Annotated in this window: 18 protein-coding genes; 13 read left to right on the forward strand and 5 right to left on the reverse strand. The window is 41.4% G+C overall.

What is annotated here, in order from left to right:
* The first annotated feature begins 29 nt into the window (after positions 1-29).
* On the forward strand, positions 30-248 hold the full coding sequence (infA, locus tag SFRI_RS11615) for a translation initiation factor IF-1 (protein ID WP_011496276.1): 219 nt from the start codon (positions 30-32) through the stop codon (positions 246-248).
* A 398-nt stretch (positions 249-646) separates the two neighbouring features.
* Here infA and clpA read toward each other — a convergent pair whose 3' ends face one another.
* Both clpA and clpS read right to left on the reverse strand, forming a co-directional pair.
* Positions 647-2,905, reverse strand: a complete 2,259-nt coding sequence (gene clpA / locus SFRI_RS11620; protein ID WP_011637709.1) for an ATP-dependent Clp protease ATP-binding subunit ClpA — start codon at positions 2,903-2,905, stop codon at positions 647-649.
* Positions 2,906-2,948: 43 nt separating this feature from the next.
* Complete coding sequence (gene clpS, locus SFRI_RS11625; protein WP_011637710.1) at positions 2,949-3,257, reverse strand: ATP-dependent Clp protease adapter ClpS; 309 nt, start codon at positions 3,255-3,257, stop codon at positions 2,949-2,951.
* 196 nt (positions 3,258-3,453) lie between these two features.
* On the opposite strand from clpS, the gene cspD reads away from it, so the two are divergent.
* Complete coding sequence (gene cspD / locus SFRI_RS11630) at positions 3,454-3,660, forward strand: cold shock domain-containing protein CspD (RefSeq protein ID WP_011637711.1); 207 nt, start codon at positions 3,454-3,456, stop codon at positions 3,658-3,660.
* A 155-nt stretch (positions 3,661-3,815) separates the two neighbouring features.
* On the opposite strand, the gene SFRI_RS11635 is transcribed toward cspD, so the two are convergent.
* The gene (locus SFRI_RS11635; protein WP_011637712.1) at positions 3,816-6,041 is read right to left on the reverse strand and encodes an NADP-dependent isocitrate dehydrogenase; all 2,226 of its coding nucleotides are present in this window, start codon (positions 6,039-6,041) and stop codon (positions 3,816-3,818) included.
* A 381-nt stretch (positions 6,042-6,422) separates the two neighbouring features.
* Here SFRI_RS11635 and SFRI_RS11640 point away from each other — a divergent pair, with 381 nt between their 5' ends.
* The 6 genes from SFRI_RS11640 to SFRI_RS11665 all read left to right on the forward strand — a co-directional run bounded on the left by SFRI_RS11640 (position 6,423) and on the right by SFRI_RS11665 (position 12,295).
* The gene (locus tag SFRI_RS11640; RefSeq protein ID WP_011637713.1) at positions 6,423-7,130 is read left to right on the forward strand and encodes a pseudouridine synthase; all 708 of its coding nucleotides are present in this window, start codon (positions 6,423-6,425) and stop codon (positions 7,128-7,130) included.
* Positions 7,131-7,162: 32 nt separating this feature from the next.
* Complete coding sequence (locus tag SFRI_RS11645) at positions 7,163-7,636, forward strand: NUDIX hydrolase (protein ID WP_011637714.1); 474 nt, start codon at positions 7,163-7,165, stop codon at positions 7,634-7,636.
* A gap of 258 nt (positions 7,637-7,894) precedes the next feature.
* Entirely contained in the window at positions 7,895-9,013 is a 1,119-nt protein-coding gene (gene mnmA, locus SFRI_RS11650; protein ID WP_011637715.1) for a tRNA 2-thiouridine(34) synthase MnmA, read from the forward strand.
* Positions 9,014-9,016: 3 nt separating this feature from the next.
* Positions 9,017-9,649, forward strand: coding sequence for a high frequency lysogenization protein HflD (gene hflD / locus SFRI_RS11655; RefSeq protein ID WP_011637716.1), 633 nt, complete (start codon positions 9,017-9,019; stop codon positions 9,647-9,649).
* A 39-nt stretch (positions 9,650-9,688) separates the two neighbouring features.
* The gene (purB, locus tag SFRI_RS11660; protein WP_011637717.1) at positions 9,689-11,059 is read left to right on the forward strand and encodes an adenylosuccinate lyase; all 1,371 of its coding nucleotides are present in this window, start codon (positions 9,689-9,691) and stop codon (positions 11,057-11,059) included.
* A gap of 93 nt (positions 11,060-11,152) precedes the next feature.
* Positions 11,153-12,295, forward strand: coding sequence for a ribosomal protein uL16 3-hydroxylase (locus SFRI_RS11665; protein ID WP_011637718.1), 1,143 nt, complete (start codon positions 11,153-11,155; stop codon positions 12,293-12,295).
* A 145-nt stretch (positions 12,296-12,440) separates the two neighbouring features.
* Here SFRI_RS11665 and SFRI_RS11670 read toward each other — a convergent pair whose 3' ends face one another.
* Positions 12,441-12,881, reverse strand: a complete 441-nt coding sequence (locus SFRI_RS11670; protein WP_011637719.1) for a DUF4826 family protein — start codon at positions 12,879-12,881, stop codon at positions 12,441-12,443.
* A gap of 284 nt (positions 12,882-13,165) precedes the next feature.
* Between SFRI_RS11670 and SFRI_RS11675 the strand changes: the two genes are divergently transcribed.
* The 5 genes from SFRI_RS11675 to SFRI_RS11695 all read left to right on the forward strand — a co-directional run bounded on the left by SFRI_RS11675 (position 13,166) and on the right by SFRI_RS11695 (position 18,381).
* A complete protein-coding gene (locus tag SFRI_RS11675) occupies positions 13,166-14,197 on the forward strand; it encodes a Glu/Leu/Phe/Val dehydrogenase dimerization domain-containing protein (protein WP_011637720.1) in 1,032 nt (343 codons plus the stop codon).
* 260 nt (positions 14,198-14,457) lie between these two features.
* Positions 14,458-15,360 (forward strand): UDP-2,3-diacylglucosamine diphosphatase, encoded by a 903-nt coding sequence (locus SFRI_RS11680; protein WP_011637721.1) that lies wholly within the window; start codon positions 14,458-14,460, stop codon positions 15,358-15,360.
* Between the two features lie 13 nt (positions 15,361-15,373).
* Complete coding sequence (olsF, locus tag SFRI_RS11685) at positions 15,374-17,113, forward strand: bifunctional ornithine lipid synthase OlsF (protein WP_011637722.1); 1,740 nt, start codon at positions 15,374-15,376, stop codon at positions 17,111-17,113.
* Between the two features lie 106 nt (positions 17,114-17,219).
* A complete protein-coding gene (locus tag SFRI_RS11690) occupies positions 17,220-17,678 on the forward strand; it encodes a CBS domain-containing protein (protein WP_011637723.1) in 459 nt (152 codons plus the stop codon).
* A gap of 358 nt (positions 17,679-18,036) precedes the next feature.
* Positions 18,037-18,381 (forward strand): hypothetical protein, encoded by a 345-nt coding sequence (locus tag SFRI_RS11695; RefSeq protein ID WP_011637724.1) that lies wholly within the window; start codon positions 18,037-18,039, stop codon positions 18,379-18,381.
* Between the two features lie 42 nt (positions 18,382-18,423).
* On the opposite strand, the gene SFRI_RS11700 is transcribed toward SFRI_RS11695, so the two are convergent.
* Positions 18,424-19,530 (reverse strand): energy transducer TonB, encoded by a 1,107-nt coding sequence (locus SFRI_RS11700; protein ID WP_011637725.1) that lies wholly within the window; start codon positions 19,528-19,530, stop codon positions 18,424-18,426.
* Positions 19,531-19,640 lie beyond the last annotated feature (110 nt).

Consider the following 19,640-nt stretch of genomic DNA (forward strand, 5'->3'; position numbering starts at 1 on the left):
TATTTGAAGGCTAATGGGATAACTAATTAATGGCGAAAGAAGACAACATTGAAATGCAGGGCACTATCCTTGAGACCTTGCCAAATACAATGTTCCGCGTAGAGCTTGAAAATGGACATGTGGTGATAGCCCACATCTCTGGCAAAATGCGCAAAAACTACATCCGTATTTTAACGGGTGACAAAGTCACTGTACAGTTGACTCCTTATGACCTATCAAAAGGTCGTATCGTCTTCCGCGCACGTTAATCGCTAGCCTCAACAATGTAAAAACCGACTGCCTGTCGGTTTTTTTGTTGTTATACCAAACTGCATAAATAAAGTGTATTCAACGTAAAGCAACACGCATCAAACAAGACGAATGTTCAACGTAATGGGTATCCCTTTATCAGAGCATTCAACCAAGCATCGCGATGGTTGTAATCCGTTTTGCAGAAGCACCTCATACGATCCACTACTATGTTTATTGATTTAAAAAGGGAATACCCATTTTGCTATCAATACCCATTGAATTGAACAGTAAGAAATGCTTTGAGTTGAAGGCTTATTTATAATTAATGGTATTGGGCGCAATTAACAAACATAAAAAAAGATGACCCATGGGTCATCTTTTTTTATGGTATATTTTCAAGCATATGGATTGATTATTACGAGACTTTTTCTAACGACTCGCAATCAATATTGATCTCACCTTCTTTAACGTCAATATGCGCAATACCTCCTCGTTCAAGCACACCAAACAGAATCTCATCTGCTAACGGACGTTTAATCAATTCCGTGACAACACGTGACATTGGGCGCGCGCCCATCGATTTGTCATAGCCTTTCTCTGCAAGCAAGGTTCGTGCTTCATCACTGACATCCAGCGTGACATGTTTATCATCAAGTTGTGCCTGTAATTCAACTAAGAACTTATCAACCACTTTGGCGATAACGGTCATATCCAAATGATTAAACCATACGATCGAATCCAATCGATTGCGGAACTCAGGTGAAAAGACTTTATTAATTTCAGCTAAGGCATCTTGAGTGTGATCTTGCTGTCTAAAACCAATCGATTTACGGATTGTTTCTTGTACGCCAGCGTTGGTTGTCATCACCAAGGTTACATTTCTAAAATCAGCTTTTCGGCCGTTATTGTCGGTCAATGTACCGTGATCCATAACTTGCAATAGCAAGTTGAATACATCTGGGTGCGCCTTTTCAATTTCATCAAGTAGCACCACACAATGTGGGTTTTTAATCACGGCATCGGTAAGCAAACCACCTTGGTCATAACCCACATAACCTGGAGGAGCACCGATTAAACGCGATACGGTGTGACGCTCCATATACTCAGACATATCAAAGCGAATGAGTTTGAGGTTGAGACAATTAGCCAATTGATTGGTTACTTCGGTTTTACCTACCCCAGTTGGGCCAGCAAACATAAAGCTACCAACAGGTTTCTTTTCTGAACCTAAACCACTGCGAGACAAGCGTATAGCCGCGCTAAGGCTCTCAATCGCCTTGTCCTGCCCAAACACCACCATCTTGAGGTTGCGTTCAAGGTTGCGTAACATATCCTTGTCAGTCGACGATACCGACTTCTCAGGGATACGAGCCAATTTAGCAATGATTGCTTCAATTTCAGCTTGGCCAATGGTTTTCTTGCGTTTACTTTGCGGCATCATCACCATTCGAGCGCCCGCTTCATCAATCACATCAATCGCTTTGTCAGGTAAATGGCGATCATTAATGTGTTTTGCCGAAAGGCTAGCTGCACTGCTGATGGCAGCTTGGGTATAACGCACCCCATGGTATTCTTCGTACTTAGATTTAAGCCCCATTAAAATTTTGGTGGTTTCGGCAACTGAAGGCTCATTAATATCAATTTTTTGGAAGCGACGCGCTAAAGCACGGTCTTTCTCAAAAATGCTTTGATATTCTTGGAACGTGGTTGACCCCATGCAACGTAACTTACCACTCGATAGCAATGGCTTAAGCAAGTTAGATGCATCCATCACACCGCCAGAAGCGGCACCAGCACCAATAATGGTATGAATTTCATCAATAAATAAAATGGCATGCTCATCAGCTGCGAGTTCTTTTAATAAGCTTTTAAAACGCTTTTCAAAATCACCACGGTATTTAGTGCCCGCTAATAATGAGCCTAAGTCTAACGAATACACCGTCGCGTTGGCCATAACATCAGGTACTTGCTTATTGACGATACGATAAGCCAAACCTTCTGCGATAGCCGTTTTCCCCACGCCAGCTTCACCCACAAGTAATGGGTTATTCTTACGTCGACGACACAAAGTTTGAATTGCGCGCTCAATTTCAGCATCACGACCAATTAATGGGTCGATACTGCCGTCTTGGGCTAATTGGTTTAAATTGGCAGCAAACTGCGCCAACATGCTGCGGTCTTCGGCATTTTCAGATTGATCGTCAATGCGCTCTTGATCTTGTGGTTCGCCAGAATCATCTTCTTTTGACATGCCATGAGAAATAAAATTAACCACATCTAAACGGGTAATATCACAACGACGCAGTAAATATACCGCTTGCGACTCTTGTTCACTAAAAATAGCAACGAGTACATTGGCACCAGAAACTTCGTTACGACCAGATGATTGCACATGGAACACGGCTCGTTGCAAAACACGTTGAAATCCCAAGGTGGGTTGGGTTTCACGTTCTTCGGTTGATTCTGCAATAATGGGCGTGGTTTGTTGAATGAAATTAGCCACTTCTTCTCGTAAACGATTAACATCCGCCCCACAAGCAATTAATGCTTCATAGGCCGAAGGATTATCAATCAGCGCTAATAATAAATGTTCTACCGTCATGTATTCATGACGTGAATCTCTAGCTTGCTGAAACGCTAGGTTCAAGGTGACTTCCAGGTCTTTGTTCAGCATAAGCACCCCCTAAATTTAACCACAGACTGTGAGATATCGATTTTTATACTTTCTCTAAAGTACACAGTAACGGATGTTGGTTTTCTCTTGCAAACTGATTTACTTGAAAAACTTTTGTTTCTGCAATCCCAAATGGAAATACACCACACAACCCTTTGCCTTGGTTATGGATCGCTAACATAATATCTACAGCTTGCTGTTCATTTTTCTCAAAGAAACGTTGTAATACTTCTACCACAAAGTCCATCGGGGTGTAATCATCATTGTTTAGCACCACTTTATACATATGGGGTGGTTGTAGTTCAGATTCAACCTTTTCTTCAATATGTTCTACATTGCCTAATTTAGCCATTGTTTAATACTAGCCTCTCGTTTGGTTCCCGACCACTTGATATCATTAAATTAATTAAATGTTGGTTTTTTGTTAATTACTACTTGACATATTTTCGTACAAATTTCATTCTGTTTGTTAGGCGGCGAATACTAGACCGCTGGATAATAAGTTTTACTATCTTACTGGTAAGTAGACAACAGAAGGAAGTGGAAGTATGGCAAACGGAACTGTTAAATGGTTCAACAACGCCAAAGGATTCGGGTTTATTTGCCCTGATCAGGGTGGCGAAGATGTATTTGCGCACTATTCAACTATCGAAATGGAAGGTTATCGTACCTTAAAAGCAGGTCAACCTGTGTGCTTCGAAGTTGAAGAAGGCCCTAAAGGAATGCATGCTTCAGCCATCTCGCCAACAATTTAATTGGTGAGACTATAAAACAAAAAGACAGGGATTTTAATCCCTGTCTTTTTTATTGCCTAAAAAAATATCGCCTCAATCAATTTAATACACCTTCACTTGAAGATGTATTCATTAATAGAATAACTCACACCTAGTTAGGAAAGTTTTTGTGCAGATTAACCAATTACAAACTGGTTTAAAGTTGCACTAGGGCGCATTGCTTGTTCGGCTTTAGCAGCATCTAAACGGTAATAACCGCCTAAATCAACTGCAGGGCCTTGAGCACCGTTCAATTCAGCAAGAATAACGGTTTCATTTGCAGCCAATGACTTAGCTAAAGGTGCAAAGTGTGCAGCAAGCTCGGGATCAGCCGTTTGCTCAGTTAATGCTTGTGCCCAATACATCGCTAGGTAAAAGTGACTACCGCGGTTATCGAGTTCACCTACACGACGAGACGGTGATTTATTGGTATCAAGAAACACACCAATAGCAACATCTAAGGTATCTGCTAATACTTGTGCTTTAGCATTGTTGGTCGTTTGACTTAAATGCTCTAAAGACGCAGCAAGAGCTAAAAACTCCCCTAATGAATCCCAACGTAAATGACCTTCTTTTTCGACTTGTTGCACGTGCTTAGGCGCTGAACCACCGGCACCTGTTTCAAATAAGCCGCCACCATTCATTAACGGCACGATAGACAACATTTTCGCACTTGTTCCCAGTTCAAGAATTGGGAATAAATCGGTTAAGTAGTCGCGTAACACGTTACCCGTTACCGAAATAGTGTCTTCACCTTTGATAATGCGCTCTAGCGTAAAGCGAGTAGCATCTTCTGGTGACATCACTTGAATGTCTAAACCAGCAGTATCTTGTTCAGCTAAATATTGAGTGACTTTTTTAATTAACTCAGCATCGTGAGCACGGTTGCTATCTAACCAGAATACCGCAGGCGTATTGCTTAAACGTGAACGCTTAACCGCAAGTTTAACCCAGTCACGAATTGGTGCATCTTTGACTTGGCACATACGATAGATATCGCCAGCTTCAACGTTATGGCTCATTAACACATCGCCAGCTTGGTTAATCACGTTAACCGTACCAGCAGCTTTAATTTCAAACGTTTTATCGTGGCTACCGTACTCTTCTGCTTTTTGAGCCATTAAGCCCACGTTAGGCACGCTGCCCATAGTTGTTGGGTCAAATGCGCCGTGCTTTTTACAGAACGAAATGGTTTCTTGATAAACACCAGCGTAACAACGATCTGGGATCATTGCTTTGGTGTCTTGTAACTGGCCATCAGGACCCCACATTTTACCCGAAGAACGGATAGCTGCAGGCATTGATGCATCAATAATGATGTCACTAGGTACGTGTAAGTTAGTGATACCTTTATCAGAATCAACCATCGCAAGTGCTGGACGAGCAGCATAAACAGCAGCAATATCTGCTTCAATTTCGTTACGTTTAGCTTCTGGTAACGTACTGATTTTGGCATAAACATCACCAAAACCATTGTTTACATCAACGCCTAGCTCAGCAAATAATTTACCGTGCTTATCGAACACATCTTTAAAGAACACTTTAACGGCAAGACCAAATAATATTGGGTCAGACACTTTCATCATGGTCGCTTTAAGGTGTAAAGATAGTAAAACATCTTCACATTTTGCCGCTTCGATTTCACGAGCATAAAAATCCACTAACGCTTTTTTGCTCATCACTGATGAGTCAATAATTTCGTCCGCTAATAACGCTAAGCCGCTTTTCAATACAACGTCTTTGCCGTCTTGTTGAGTCAACACGATATTGACTTTATCAGCTGCCGCTAGAGTGACAGACTGTTCACTACCGTAGAAGTCGCCTTCATTCATGTGAGCAACGTGAGACTTAGAGTCGCTGGCCCATTTACCCATTGAATGTGGGTTTTTCTTGGCGTAGTTTTTCACTGAAGTCGGTGCACGACGATCTGAGTTACCTTCACGTAATACTGGGTTTACCGCACTGCCTTTAATTTTGTCATAACGCGATTGAGCTTCAACTTCTGCGTCATTTTTAGGCTCATCAGGATAGTTAGGAATGTCATAACCTTTTGCTTGAAGTTCAGCAATACAGGCTTTTAACTGCGGAATTGACGCACTAACGTTAGGTAATTTAATGATGTTAGCTTCTGGCTTATTAGCCAATTCGCCTAATTCGGTTAGCGCATCAGCAATTTTTTGCTCTGCGGTTAATTTTTCAGGGAAGTTAGCAATAACACGACCTGACAAAGAGATATCGCGCGTTTCAACTTTTACGCCTGCAGCGTTAGTGAAGGTACGGATAATCGGTAATAAAGACAGCGTGGCAAGTGCCGGTGCTTCGTCGGTTTCTGTGTATATGATCGTTGGAGTGTTATCTTTCATTTTATTTCCTACATTATTGTAAATTAATAATTTATTAGAATAAATTGCGTAAGCTTTTGACGGGTTTTGGTGGATAACACTCGCACAAGTGGACCGTGATCAATGACCATGGCACACTTTTTTATAAGCCAAGTATGTGAAATCCCCTATCCCATTTATTATTATATTTTGTTCTCAAACCTCTGAGATTTGGCGGTTAAAGCCGATATCTCAGAATGATAAATTAGGTACAGATCACAATTTTTAGGCGGACATCATAGATCATTCTTAGTAATTTTCAAATTCCACTAAGGGCGAATACGCAGTAAACTACCATAAATAGATTTATATTCGTTCACTTTTTACTCACTTGTATTAGCAAAGGATGTTAACCATACCTTTATGTCAAAAATCGGTAAATTCAGTTCATTTAAAAAAACATCTACTTACAGAACTGGCGCGTCAACAACATCAGTCAATTCTGAAGCAACAAGAGCACCAATCAGTAGTGCTGCTAATCGGAGCAGGGCAAAATCGCGTCCCCCACAAAAACCACGGCCTGAAAATCCCGTCATTGTATTATTCAACAAGCCATTTGACGTGTTGTGCCAATTTACCGATGAAGCAGGCCGACAAACATTAAAAGACTTTATTCCTGTAGCCGATGTCTACGCAGCAGGACGTTTAGACCGTGATAGTGAAGGATTGCTATTGCTTACCAACGACGGACAATTGCAGGCAAAGCTTACCCAACCATCGCAAAAAACCTTTAAAACCTATTGGGTTCAGGTGGAAGGCGAACCGTCGGATGAAGCAATCAATGCCTTATGTAATGGGGTTGGATTAAAAGACGGTATGACATTACCGGCTAAAGTTTGCGTAATGGCATCTCCTGATATTTGGCCAAGAACCCCGCCAGTACGAGAACGTAAAGCCATTCCAACGACCTGGCTTGAAGTGCAAATTTGTGAAGGTCGAAATCGCCAAGTCAGAAGAATGACCGCACATGTGGGTCATCCAACCTTAAGATTAATCCGTTATAAAATAGGTCAATGGTGTCTAGATGATTTACCTAATGGTGAATACAAAGTGATCAGCACGGCAAAGTAATCGCTGGCAGACGCTTTATACAAGAGGGAAATATGACCGAACGTTATAAACCTAATACTACTGTAGCTTGCGTGATCCACTGCCAAGGTAAATTTTTATTGGTTGAAGAATGCATTAACGGTGCGGTTAAATTTAACCAACCAGCCGGGCATTTAGAGGCCAATGAATCGATTATAGAAGCATGCGCTCGTGAAATTGTTGAAGAAACGGGGCTTGAGCTGACACCACAAGCCTTAGTAGGGATCTATCAATTTCGGGCAGCTGCTGATTTAGCCTTTGTTCGTTATACATTTTGTATTGAGCTGGCCAAGCAACAACACGCCACACCTCGAGATAATGCCATTACAGCTATTCATTGGCTTAATCTTGCAGACATCACCGCCCTTGGCAACCAGCTTCGTAGTCCATTAGTGCTAAAAAGTATTGAAGATTTTTTACAACAATCAGATAAAAACCATCCCGCACAGCACACACCATTATCGTTGCTCAATGTCGATTATTTTTAATGGCTTGTCTTAGGCTATTTGTATGCGCCTCAAGATAGCCCATTAAGTGAATGCGTGATAGAATACGCGCCGCACAAATGTCGTATTTATTGGCCGTTTACCAATTAATCTCTTCGATATGTGCAACTATAATCTCTGCGATATTCGCAATTAATAGTATTCAGATTCACTACTAGCAAAAATCTAGCACAATCGCCTTGAAACATCGGCATTGCGGCACAATATATACATTATCTTTCTTCAAGGTTTTTAGGATTTATGACATCACTCAACCCTACTTCAAACGGTAAAAAAGTCATTGTCGGCATGTCCGGCGGTGTGGACTCTTCAGTATCAGCTTACTTGTTAATGCAGCAAGGCTTCGAAGTTGAAGGTCTATTTATGAAGAACTGGGAAGAAGACGATACTGATGAATATTGCGCTGCAGCAGATGATTTAAAAGATGCTCAAGCGGTTTGCGACAAGCTAGGTATAAAAATGCACACCGTCAATTTTGCTGCCGAATACTGGGATAACGTATTCGAATATTTTTTAGCAGAATACAAGGCCGGTCGAACGCCCAACCCCGATATCATGTGTAATAAAGAAATCAAATTTAAAGCATTTCTTGAATTTGCCGACGACATTTTAGACGCCGATTATATCGCCATGGGCCATTATGTTCGTCGTCGTGATAATAGCGATGGCAGCGTTGAAATGCTCCGCGGGGTTGATGGCAATAAAGATCAAAGTTACTTCTTATACACGTTAAGCCACGAACAAGTTGCCCGTAGTTTGTTCCCTGTCGGTGAACTTGAAAAACATCAAGTACGCGAAATAGCCCAAAAATTGGGACTCATTACTCACGACAAAAAAGACAGCACTGGCATCTGTTTTATTGGTGAACGTAAGTTTACTGACTTCTTAGCAACTTATTTACCTGCTCAGCCTGGTGATATCGAAACATCGGAAGGTGAAGTGATTGGTACACATCAAGGGTTGATGTATCACACACTTGGACAACGCAAAGGCCTTGGCATTGGTGGACTGAAAAACAGCAATGAAGACCCATGGTATGTGGTCGAAAAAGATTTAGTCCGTAATGTGCTTATTGTGGCGCAAGGCGGCAATCACCCTCGCCTAATGTCAACAGGTATGACCGTCAATCAGCTCCATTGGGTTGATCGTACGGGGCCAGCCAATAACAGCACGATTACAGTAAAGACCCGTTATCGTCAACGTGATGTTGGATGTACCCTCACCTATGACGACGCAGACAATATTACGGTGATGTTTGATGAACCTGTTGCTGCTGTTACGCCTGGGCAATCAGCGGTGTTTTATGATGGTGACATCTGTTTAGGTGGCGGCATAATCGATACTTTAATTCGAGGGTAATCCGTGAGCCAAACTCCAGACAACATCTTGTTTGAACGCACTATGGCCTTCGCGGGTATTTTACAAGCGATTGGCCAAGTACAGTATTTAGCTCGCCACGGTGAAAGCGACAAAGACGCCCTAGCGGCTACGCTTAATACTATTTTAGTCACAGAGCCTGAATCAACAGCTGATATCTATCAAGATAAAGCCATTTTAGACAATGGTTATCAACTGATTCAAAATCAGCTCGGCGATGGCAGTAACAAAGATGTCGAAACGACTCGTTACTTAGTTGGCGTATTAGCGCTTGAACGTAAACTTGCCCGCTCACCCAATGGTTTGGGTATGTTGGCAGAGCGCATCAATCAAGTGCATCGCCAACTGGCACATTTTGCGATTACCGATGAACAAGTACTTGCCAATTTTGCTAGCATTTACAGTGATATCATCAGTGAGTTAGGCCCTAAATTACAAATATCAGGTAATCCCGATTGCTTAAAGCAGCCTCAGGTGCAAAACAAAATTCGTGCGTTACTGCTTGCTGCAATGCGCAGTGCGGTATTATGGCGCCAATTAGGTGGCAAACGCCGCCATTTAGTGTTTGCCCGTAAGGCCATATTTGATACAGCAAAACAAAGCCAAAATAACAATTAATCGAATCACCCTACAACAAAGTTCATCAAGGAGCTTCAAATGGATCTTTCCGCACTAACTGCTATCTCTCCGGTAGACGGTCGTTATGGTAGTAAAACCGCCTCATTAAGAGGGATTTTCAGCGAGTTCGGTCTTACTAAGTACCGTGTTCAAGTTGAAATCAACTGGTTAAAGCTATTATCTAGCTGCCCAGAGATTGAAGAAGTTCCCCCTTTTAGCGAAACCGCCCTTGCCGTGCTAGACAGCATCAAGGACAACTTTAGCGAACAAGACGCTCTACGCGTTAAAACGATTGAAAGCACCACCAATCACGACGTTAAAGCGGTTGAGTATTTTATTAAAGAACAAATTGCCAATAATGCCGAGTTAGTCGCCATTGATGAATTTGTCCATTTTGCCTGTACCTCTGAAGACATTAACAACTTATCTCATGGCTTAATGTTAAAAGAAGCGCGTGAACAAGTGTTAGTGCCGCATTGTCAGCAAATTATTGATGCCATCAAAAAGTTAGCGCATGACAATAAAAGCGTGCCATTAATGTCACGTACTCATGGTCAGCCAGCATCGCCATCAACGTTAGGCAAAGAAATGGCTAACGTTGCGGTACGTTTAGAGCGTCAATTAAACCAAATCAACGCTGTTGAAATTATGGGTAAAATTAACGGTGCAGTCGGTAACTACAACGCACACATTTCTGCATACCCAGAAGTAAACTGGCATGAGTTGTCACAGCGTTTTGTCACCAGCCTTGGCATTAATTGGAACGCATATACCACTCAGATTGAGCCGCATGATTACATTGCTGAATTGTTCGATGCCATTGCTCGTTTCAACACCATCCTAATCGATTTTGATCGTGATATTTGGGGTTATGTTGCACTAGGCCACTTTAAGCAGCGCACTATCGCAGGCGAAATTGGTTCATCAACGATGCCGCACAAAGTCAATCCAATTGATTTTGAAAACTCTGAAGGTAACTTAGGTATCGCTAACGCGCTAATGCAACATTTAGCCGCTAAATTACCCGTTTCAAGATGGCAACGTGACCTAACTGACTCAACCGTATTACGTAACTTAGGTGTCGGTATGGCTCACTCGTTAATTGCTTATCAAGCAACCTTGAAAGGCATTAGCAAGTTAGAAGTGAATGAAGCACAACTTTTAGCAGAACTAGACAAAAACTGGGAAGTATTGGCCGAGCCAGTGCAAACCGTAATGCGTCGTTACGGTATTGAAAAACCGTATGAGAAGTTAAAAGAACTGACGCGTGGCAAACGTATTGATGCAGCACAACTTGCAGTATTCATCGATGGTCTTGAATTACCAGAACACGTAAAAATTGAATTAAAAAAGATGACCCCAGCAAACTACATTGGCCGCGCAGAAGCCTTTGTTGATGAGCTAAAATAGTCTTATAAGCTTATACATACCATTAGCGGTCGCATATGTGGCCGCTTTTTTATTGTATTACCACTCGTTAATTATCTCGACCTGAGGTCAATGATGTACACATTAAATATTGATACCCAAGCCTTTATTAAACAGCATTGGCAGCAAAAACCACTTGTGATCAAACAGGCTTTTATCGATTTTGAAGATCCTATCGCCGCAGATGAACTTGCAGGCCTAGCATGTGAAGAAGAAATATCATCGCGAGTCGTGGTCACAAAAGGTGATGACTGGGACGTAGTCCAAGGTCCATTTGAAGACTACGACCAATTTGGTGAAGACAACTGGCAGCTATTAGTTCAAGCCGTCAACCATTGGTACCCTGACTCACAGGCTTTAGTCGAAGCATTTCGATTTTTACCAGACTGGCGTTTTGATGACTTAATGGCATCATTTGCCACGCCAGGTGGTGGTGTTGGGCCGCATATTGATAACTACGATGTGTTTATCATTCAAGGTGATGGCGAACGTCGTTGGAAAGTGGGCGACAAAGGTCAACATAAACGTCGCGGCGATAACCCTAACTCACCACTAGTTGACGACTTTGAACCGATTATCGATGTGGTATTGCAAAAAGGCGACGTGCTCTACATTCCACCAGGATACCCACATTGCGGTGAAACACTATCGCTAGCCTTGTCATATTCGATTGGTTTTAGAGCCCCTAGCCAGCAAGAATTATTAACTGAACTCGCGGATAGTTTAATCGACAGCAATCAAGGCCACAAACGCTTTAATTCTGTGGATGAGCCAGCAACACCAGGGATGATTAGCCAATCTCACCAGCAAGGTATTATGGATTTATTGACCCAATTGGCTCAAGATCCGGCCAGCTATCAAACCATGTTAGGTAAACTACTGAGTCAAAATCGTTTCGAACTTGATATCTGTGAAGGCGAAGAGCCATTAACAGCCGATGAGTTATTGGAAGCGATTGAGCAAGGCGCGATAATTCAACGCATTGGTGGTTTGAAAGTATTGCAGTTAGAAAATGATAACGAGCAGCGTTTGTTTATCAATGGCGAAGTGTACACCTTTGCTAATGTCACAAATGACATGTTACAGCTATTGGCTAACCAGGTAAGGATCACGCCTGAAGAGGCAAGTGTATTCACAGCCAATGCTGCGGCATTGGATATTCTGACTGGATTACTCAATCAAGGGTTATTCTACTTAGCCGAAGACGATTGCGAATAATCGTTAGCATATAAATCACTGAGCTTGATGGCCGCTTTCAACATAGAGCTCATCAATATGATCCATCAAGCTCAAGATAACAAAAAAGGCACTGTGAGTGCCTTTTTTATGTTTATTACGTCAAGTTACTCACTGGCTTAGGGCATTACCCCCACAGCTTCTCATCTTGATTCATTTTATATAAGCTTTCTGCACGCGACACCAATAATTGCGCAAACTTAAGTTGAGTAGGATCTTTGGTGACACCCGACTTATGCAAGTTCTCAGCTTTAAGTTGCCACATCATAGAAAAATGTCTAATCGCATCACGAGCCGTCGCCGCGACTTTAACATCAACATAATCAGAAGGTAAATCACCTGACATTACCCAAAATGTTTGTTTTTTAGGTTGCTTCGATTCCATCTTCCAAATGGCTAAATAAGGAGCAAGATAACGGCTTTCGTCAGCAAGTACTTTGCTTGGGATCACCCCTTTCTCAGCCAAAAAACGGTTCGCCTTTTGAAATTGAGTACGAACCCACTCTTGTCTTAATGCCTCTGGATCTGGTGTTGGCTGTGCAACCGACTCTGCTACTTCTTCAGTCATAATACTTCCTATCTTATTGTTATATTGCAGGTTAGAACAAAAATGCAACCTGATATTCAATCTCAAAAACACTGATGCAACATACGTTACTTTACGTTTACGTAAAGTGGCAAGCTAAATTTCCACATCAATGACAAAAATAACTAAATCATGCTTTGTTGAGAGTATCGCTAAATGCTATCGTGCTGCAATAAATATAACAAGCAGTCGTTTGCGCCTTTTGTACTCAATTAACAGAAGGTGTGAGAACTTTACTTCAACAAGCTAGCAAGCGGAGATATCACGTGGCAGTTTTTAATCATGTTTCGTTCGATGAACACGAACAAGTGGTCTTTTGTCATGATAAACAAAGTGGTTTAAAAGCCATTATTGCGGTCCATAACACTAACCTAGGCCCTGCCGTAGGTGGTTGTCGTATGTGGAACTATCAATCGGATGATGAAGCCTTAACAGACGTATTACGTCTTTCTCGTGGAATGACTTATAAAAATGCGTTAGCGGGTCTCACCATGGGTGGCGGTAAAGCAGTGATCATCGCCGATCCTAAAACAACCGACCGCGAAGCGTTATTTCTTGCATTCGGACGCTTTGTGAACAGTTTAGGTGGTAAATATTATTCTGCTGAAGACGTTGGCGTATCGACATCAGACATTATGATAGCCAGCCGTGAAACTGAATTTGTTGCCGGTCTTGAAGGTAAATCAGGCGATCCATCACCACTTACCGCCTTAGGCACTTATCTTGGTATTAAAGCTGCCGTAAAGCATCAACGTGGTGTTGATAGCCTTAAGGGAATTAAAGTCTCTGTGCAAGGCGTGGGACACGTTGGTTATTACTTATGTAAGCATTTACATGATGCTGGCGCTGAACTGATTGTTACCGACATTCATCAAGCCTCGCTTGACCGTATTGCAACCGAATTTGGCGCAACCGTTGTTGCTCCGCAAGATATCTATACCCAGGATGTTGATGTCTATGCACCTTGCGCATTAGGTGCAACACTTAACGACACAACCTTGCCATTATTAAAAGCCACCATCGTTGCCGGTTGTGCTAATAACCAGTTAGCAGAGGTTCGTCACGGTGAAAAACTTAAGCAAATGGGTATTTTATATGCACCAGATTACGTGATTAATGCTGGCGGCATTATCAATGTGTCATTTGAGAAAAACTATGACGCTGCGGCTTCTACGGCCAAGGTTGAGCAGATTTACAATACCCTGCTGACTATTTTTGAACGTGCTGATAGCGAGAACCGCACTACTGGTTCTGTAGCCGATGAAATGGCTAAAGCAATTATTGATGCCGCAAGATAGTTAATCAGCTTGATATTAAGGCTCTTGAATCCCTTAATATGATTTTATAAACATGATCTTATAAACATAACTTTATAAACATGAATTATAAAAAAAGCTAAAAAGGAAATGCCTATGCATTTCCTTTTTTATTACCCCGCTCTCCAGATATTGTTGGTGACTGGTTCATCAAGTTGCAACAAATCGTTCACCTTATCGTCAAATAGCTGCCCTACTCTAAATCAACACTGACGCAATCTGTGTATTAGGGTGAATGACGGATGATCTCACACAGCAAAAAAAGCAATCAACAACGCCAACCTTTATCGCACTTAACTCACAGTGACAAAGTTCAGCATTTTCATGCCTTGTGGATATCGGATGTTCATCTAGGCAGCATTGATTGTAAAGCCGACTTTTTATTACATTTTCTCAATCACAGCCAATGCCAATACTTATATCTGGTCGGCGATATTGTTGATATATGGGCGTTGAAAAAACGTGTTTATTGGCCCGATAGCCACAATAAAGTCATACAAAAAATCCTCGAACTGGCCAGTAATGGCACCCAAGTATTTTATATACCAGGTAATCATGATGAGGCTTTCAAAGCTTATACCGACAGTCATTTCAGAGGCATTACCCTTGCCAAGCAGCATATTCATCAATCCCTTAGCGGTAAACGCTTTTTAATGTTACATGGCGATCAATTTGATTCACAAGTGTGTGTTAGCCGTACCTACGCAAAATTAGGTGACCATTTATATGATGTCTTACTGTGGTTAAACCGGCTATTGCATGTAGTAAGAAGCCGTCTTGGCTATCCGTACTGGTCATTAGCGAGCTACATCAAACTTCGCGTCAACAAAGCTCAGCAAGCCATTAACCAATACCGAGATGCCGTACTGCGCTATGCCATTAAAAAACAAGTCGACATGGTGATATGTGGCCATATCCATCAGCCAGAATTATCACAGCATACAATTAATGATCGCGTCATCACTTACGCTAATGATGGTGATTGGGTTGAAAATTGTACTCTCATTGCAGAAACAGAATCTGGAGATGTGCAGTTACTCAAATGGGATGAACAAACGTTACAAGCTACCGCAGTAAACACGATTGATTTTGGCAGTTCAGAGGCGACATCAATCATCACGCCCCAAAAACAGCACGTTGCATAAATAAGGCTAAAATATGATATTTACTGTCGATAATGTGGTCGAAAAAAACCTACCAAATGTGCATAACAAGCCTTGGTTAGCCGTGCCGACTAAAGCCATGTTGCGCTACTTACTTCATGAAAAGCAGTGTAATGACATTGCGAACGAACACGCGCATTTATCCGGGGTCGATTTTGTTGAACAAATTCTTGCCTGTTTAAATTTCAGCTACAGCGTCCCCAATAACGAAATTGAAAATATACCCATTGAAGGCAGAGTGGTGATCTACGCTAATCACCCTATTGGTTCGCTTGATGCGCTGGCATTAATCAAATTGATTAGCCAAGTGAGACCAGACATAAAGGTCGTTGCCAATGAATTACTTATGGCCATTAAACCGCTTCACTCCATTTTATTGCCTGTACGTAACATGACTGGTGGAACACCGAAACAACATTTAAATGAAATTCATCATCACCTTAAACGTGAAGGTGCGGTATTAATTTTCCCCTCGGGTGAAGTGTCGCGTTTACGCCCTACTGGCGTCACAGATTTACATTGGCACAGCGGATTTTTAAAAATGGCTCGCGCCTGTAATGCGCCGCTTTTACCCATGTATGTAGATGCGAAGAACTCTGCTACATTTTATGGCGCTTCAATGATTTACAAACCATTAGCGACGTTATTGCTGGTCAAAGAAATGTTTAAACAAATGGATCATGTCATGCCAGTACGGATTGGCCAATTGATTGCAAAAGAAGTCGTCAGCACTCAAGATTTCCCACTTAAAACCAAAGTGAATCTGCTTAAAAATCATTTATACCGCATTGGTAAAAATCGCAGCCCGTTATTCATTACCCAAAATGCCATTGCTCATCCTGAAAAACGCAGTGAGCTACAACAAGCATTACAACAATGCGAATTGCTCGGTAAAACCCAAGACAATAAACAAATCTATTTATACAAGCATACCCACAGCAGTGCGATTATGCGTGAGATTGGCCGACTTCGTGAAATCGCATTCAGAGCCGTGGGTGAAGGTACCGGTAAACGTCGCGATACCGATAAATATGATAATCACTATTTTCATTTAGTGTTATGGGATAAAGACGAATTAGAGATTGTAGGTGCTTATCGTTTTGCCAGTGCCAAAATGCTTCACGAATCTATTGGTGAAAATGCTCTGTATAGCCAATCACTATTTGAATACCACGATGCTTTTGCCCCTTATTTTGACCAGGGACTTGAACTTGGCCGCAGCTTTGTCCAACCTAAATATTGGGGCCGCCGGAGTTTAGAATATTTGTGGCAAGGTATTGGTGCGTTTTTGATTAAAAACCCGCAGTATCGTTACCTCTTTGGGCCCGTGTCGCTAAGCGATAGCCTGCCGGTACCAGCCAAAGAGATGTTAGTGTTTTTTTACCAACATCACTTCGCTACTAAACACGTTTTAGCGACTTCATTTAATTCATATCAATTCACCGACGAACGTCAGCATCAATTACACCAGTTATTCAATGGCAATGACTATGCTGATAATTTTAAAATACTCAAACGGACGCTATCGAATATGGGTGTATCAGTACCGACGTTATTTAAGCAGTATGGCGAATTGTGCGACAACAATGGCGTACAGTTTCTCGATTTTGGTATTGATGCAGAGTTTGGCGACTGTATCGATGGTTTAGTATTAGTCGACATTCATCAGTTAAAGCCGATTAAATATCAAAAATACTTGGCGGGACATTTACCCGAAAACAAAATTGCATCTTGACCAAATACAAGCTGCTAAGCTTAATAAGAGGTTGTCATTAGGCGTTAAATGATTGTTACACTGATGTTTATCTGATATAAAAGTATAAATACGTGGAGAATCGCTTATGACAACTTCTACTGAAATGTTAGCTGAGACATTACCTGATACCCCGACTAAACATCTCTGTGTCGCGGACATCATGACTACGCGAGTGGTTACCATTGAAATGGATGATCGGTTAATACTGGCAAAAGAAATTTTCGACAATGTCAGCTTCCATCATTTATTAGTGGTTGATAACGAGCAACTGAGTGGAATATTGTCTCATCGGGACTTTCTACGAGCGCTCAGTCCTAATATCGGTACCGCTGCTGAATTAATGCGAGACACTGAAACCCTGCAAAAAAGGGTTCATCAAGTCATGACTCACAATCCATTCACCATCGCCCCTCATTGCGATATCAATCAAGCAACCAAGCTTATTTTAGACCACGATATAGGATGTTTACCGGTATTAGACAACAATGTCATCGTGGGCATTATTACTTGGAAAGATCTATTGAATGCCTATTACGTTAAGTAAATGGTTAGCTTTTCATTTATGTAATCGTTAACAAAAAAACAACCTGTCTGTTACTACAGTATTTTTCATCAGCCCTTTTAAGCTGTCGTTTAGTTCGAATACTCTTCGTATAAGTTCCGTATATTGACCGTATAATCTGACATACAATCTGCTGCTTTATTTATCATCAACCGCTAATGTTGAAGTGCCGAAAAAACACATTTTGGCAATAGCCTTTTCAAAAAATAAATATTACTAAGCCTGCCAACTAGATAGCTTCATTTCGTAAATTGTTCATATTTATATGCTGGAAAATGTCACATTACTCTGCTTTTATTAGACACAGGGCTCGTGGCTATCATGTGATAAGGACAGCATTATGATTAAGTTTACATACCACCTCAATCAAGACAATATTGAGTTGCAAGCGAGTAATTGGTGCGGACTAGAACGGGTATTTATTAATGGTAAAGTGGTGTCACGCAAGTTCAATTTTGGTTTACAAAGCATGCATGATGTATTACTCAATAATGGTAAAAAGTGTCGTTTTCAATTAGTTCTCGATCCACAAACAGAATTAGTCTCTTGCCGTATTTACAAACAAAACCAATTAGTGACTATTTTAAATCAAGGTAAAAAACAGCTACAAAAAAGCCAGTTCCTTATCGAAACTAGCTTCGTTGTTGCATGTGTCGGCATGCTCAGCTTGTTCTGGTTAAGTTAAACATAACCAATGAAATTGGTATAACACAAGCAGACTTGGGTATTAACCTATGGTGAAATCAAGCTGAACGGTAGACTTTGCTTCTGTTGGCTTACCATCAACAAATTTAGGTGCATAACGCCATTGACTGAGCGCTTCTATCGATTCTTTTTCAAACTGGGTGCCACCTTTAGAGTCAATGATCTCAGGTGATTTAACAAAACCATTTTCATCTACCGTAAACTCAACTTGCACCCAACCAGATTTTCTTCTTTGAGCATATGATTGCGGGTATTTTGGTGGTTTTCTAAATAACGGGGTTTGTTCTTGTTGGTCACTCCATGGCGTCATTTTACCAATCGCAATGCAATGCTCAGTGGCTTTATCGCCTAGGCCTTTTTGCTCATACAGTTTCACTAACAAGGCATGCGCACGAAGCTCATACGGATGGCTATAAGGTAATGCCCGATATTGTTTGATAACTTCAACTAAATTCGTAATAGCTTGAGTTGGCTTACCCATAGTCTCATATAACGCACCCACTAGATAAGTAGCATCAACTCGTTTAATGGCATCCTCTGGCAACTTACTGGTATAAATATCGTAAGCGTCAAACGCCAAAGTTCTCACTGTGCGGGTATAATACTCGGTGCGCGATAATCGGTGAAACGTAATGAGTTTTACTTCTGCAACCGTTAACTCATTGTCAGCTTTTTCTGCGATCTCTATTGCTTCAAATAATAACGTTTTCGCGTATTTATCATCTGTTGTCGATTCAGCTAACCCAATCAAAGGATCGATTAACTCGATACCATTATCGGTCACGTTTTCACGGTATACAGCTAATGCAGAAGTAAATAATTGATGCGCCTTAAGCGTGGCTTCATCTTCAATAACACGGCCTTGATTCTTTTTCTTAGGTTCAACCATTACCGCATTTGCATAATTGATGGCTAACTTAGCGCTATCAAAGCTGTCTTGACCGAATTTAATTTGACCTAACTCATAGGCTTGCTGCGCATATTTCAGCGTATCTTGGTTGTTATTACTTTCAACAGAAGCATTGTACTGTTGATAAGCTTGTGAAAAATCCTCTACATCGGTTGGTTCAGCATAAGCTACGTGGCTAACAAAAGCCGCCGCTATCGATAAGCGTAAAAGTGTCTTCATAACGTTCTAAATCCTTTTTAATTTTATCCTTAACCTTTTCTCGCACTGCGCAAAATACTGGTCGAGTAATATTGAAGTAAATACCCCCCTACTTTTACCCATTTTTATGA

It is taken from the genome of Shewanella frigidimarina NCIMB 400 (assembly GCF_000014705.1).
GTDB classification, from domain to species: domain Bacteria; phylum Pseudomonadota; class Gammaproteobacteria; order Enterobacterales; family Shewanellaceae; genus Shewanella; species Shewanella frigidimarina.

What these genes read in the sequence shown, in the direction of transcription:
- SFRI_RS11635 (WP_011637712.1), bottom strand. Translation starts at nt 6,041, where the DNA reads ATGAAAGATAACACTCCAACGATCATATACACAGAAACCGACGAAGCA.
- cspD (WP_011637711.1), top strand. Translation starts at nt 3,454, where the DNA reads ATGGCAAACGGAACTGTTAAATGGTTCAACAACGCCAAAGGATTCGGG.
- purB (WP_011637717.1), top strand. Translation starts at nt 9,689, where the DNA reads ATGGATCTTTCCGCACTAACTGCTATCTCTCCGGTAGACGGTCGTTAT.
- clpS (WP_011637710.1), bottom strand. Translation starts at nt 3,257, where the DNA reads ATGGCTAAATTAGGCAATGTAGAACATATTGAAGAAAAGGTTGAATCT.
- olsF (WP_011637722.1), top strand. Translation starts at nt 15,374, where the DNA reads ATGATATTTACTGTCGATAATGTGGTCGAAAAAAACCTACCAAATGTG.
- SFRI_RS11680 (WP_011637721.1), top strand. Translation starts at nt 14,458, where the DNA reads ATGATCTCACACAGCAAAAAAAGCAATCAACAACGCCAACCTTTATCG.
- SFRI_RS11640 (WP_011637713.1), top strand. Translation starts at nt 6,423, where the DNA reads ATGTCAAAAATCGGTAAATTCAGTTCATTTAAAAAAACATCTACTTAC.
- mnmA (WP_011637715.1), top strand. Translation starts at nt 7,895, where the DNA reads ATGACATCACTCAACCCTACTTCAAACGGTAAAAAAGTCATTGTCGGC.
- SFRI_RS11700 (WP_011637725.1), bottom strand. Translation starts at nt 19,530, where the DNA reads ATGAAGACACTTTTACGCTTATCGATAGCGGCGGCTTTTGTTAGCCAC.
- SFRI_RS11665 (WP_011637718.1), top strand. Translation starts at nt 11,153, where the DNA reads ATGTACACATTAAATATTGATACCCAAGCCTTTATTAAACAGCATTGG.
- clpA (WP_011637709.1), bottom strand. Translation starts at nt 2,905, where the DNA reads ATGCTGAACAAAGACCTGGAAGTCACCTTGAACCTAGCGTTTCAGCAA.
- SFRI_RS11690 (WP_011637723.1), top strand. Translation starts at nt 17,220, where the DNA reads ATGACAACTTCTACTGAAATGTTAGCTGAGACATTACCTGATACCCCG.
- SFRI_RS11670 (WP_011637719.1), bottom strand. Translation starts at nt 12,881, where the DNA reads ATGACTGAAGAAGTAGCAGAGTCGGTTGCACAGCCAACACCAGATCCA.
- SFRI_RS11695 (WP_011637724.1), top strand. Translation starts at nt 18,037, where the DNA reads ATGATTAAGTTTACATACCACCTCAATCAAGACAATATTGAGTTGCAA.
- infA (WP_011496276.1), top strand. Translation starts at nt 30, where the DNA reads ATGGCGAAAGAAGACAACATTGAAATGCAGGGCACTATCCTTGAGACC.
- SFRI_RS11645 (WP_011637714.1), top strand. Translation starts at nt 7,163, where the DNA reads ATGACCGAACGTTATAAACCTAATACTACTGTAGCTTGCGTGATCCAC.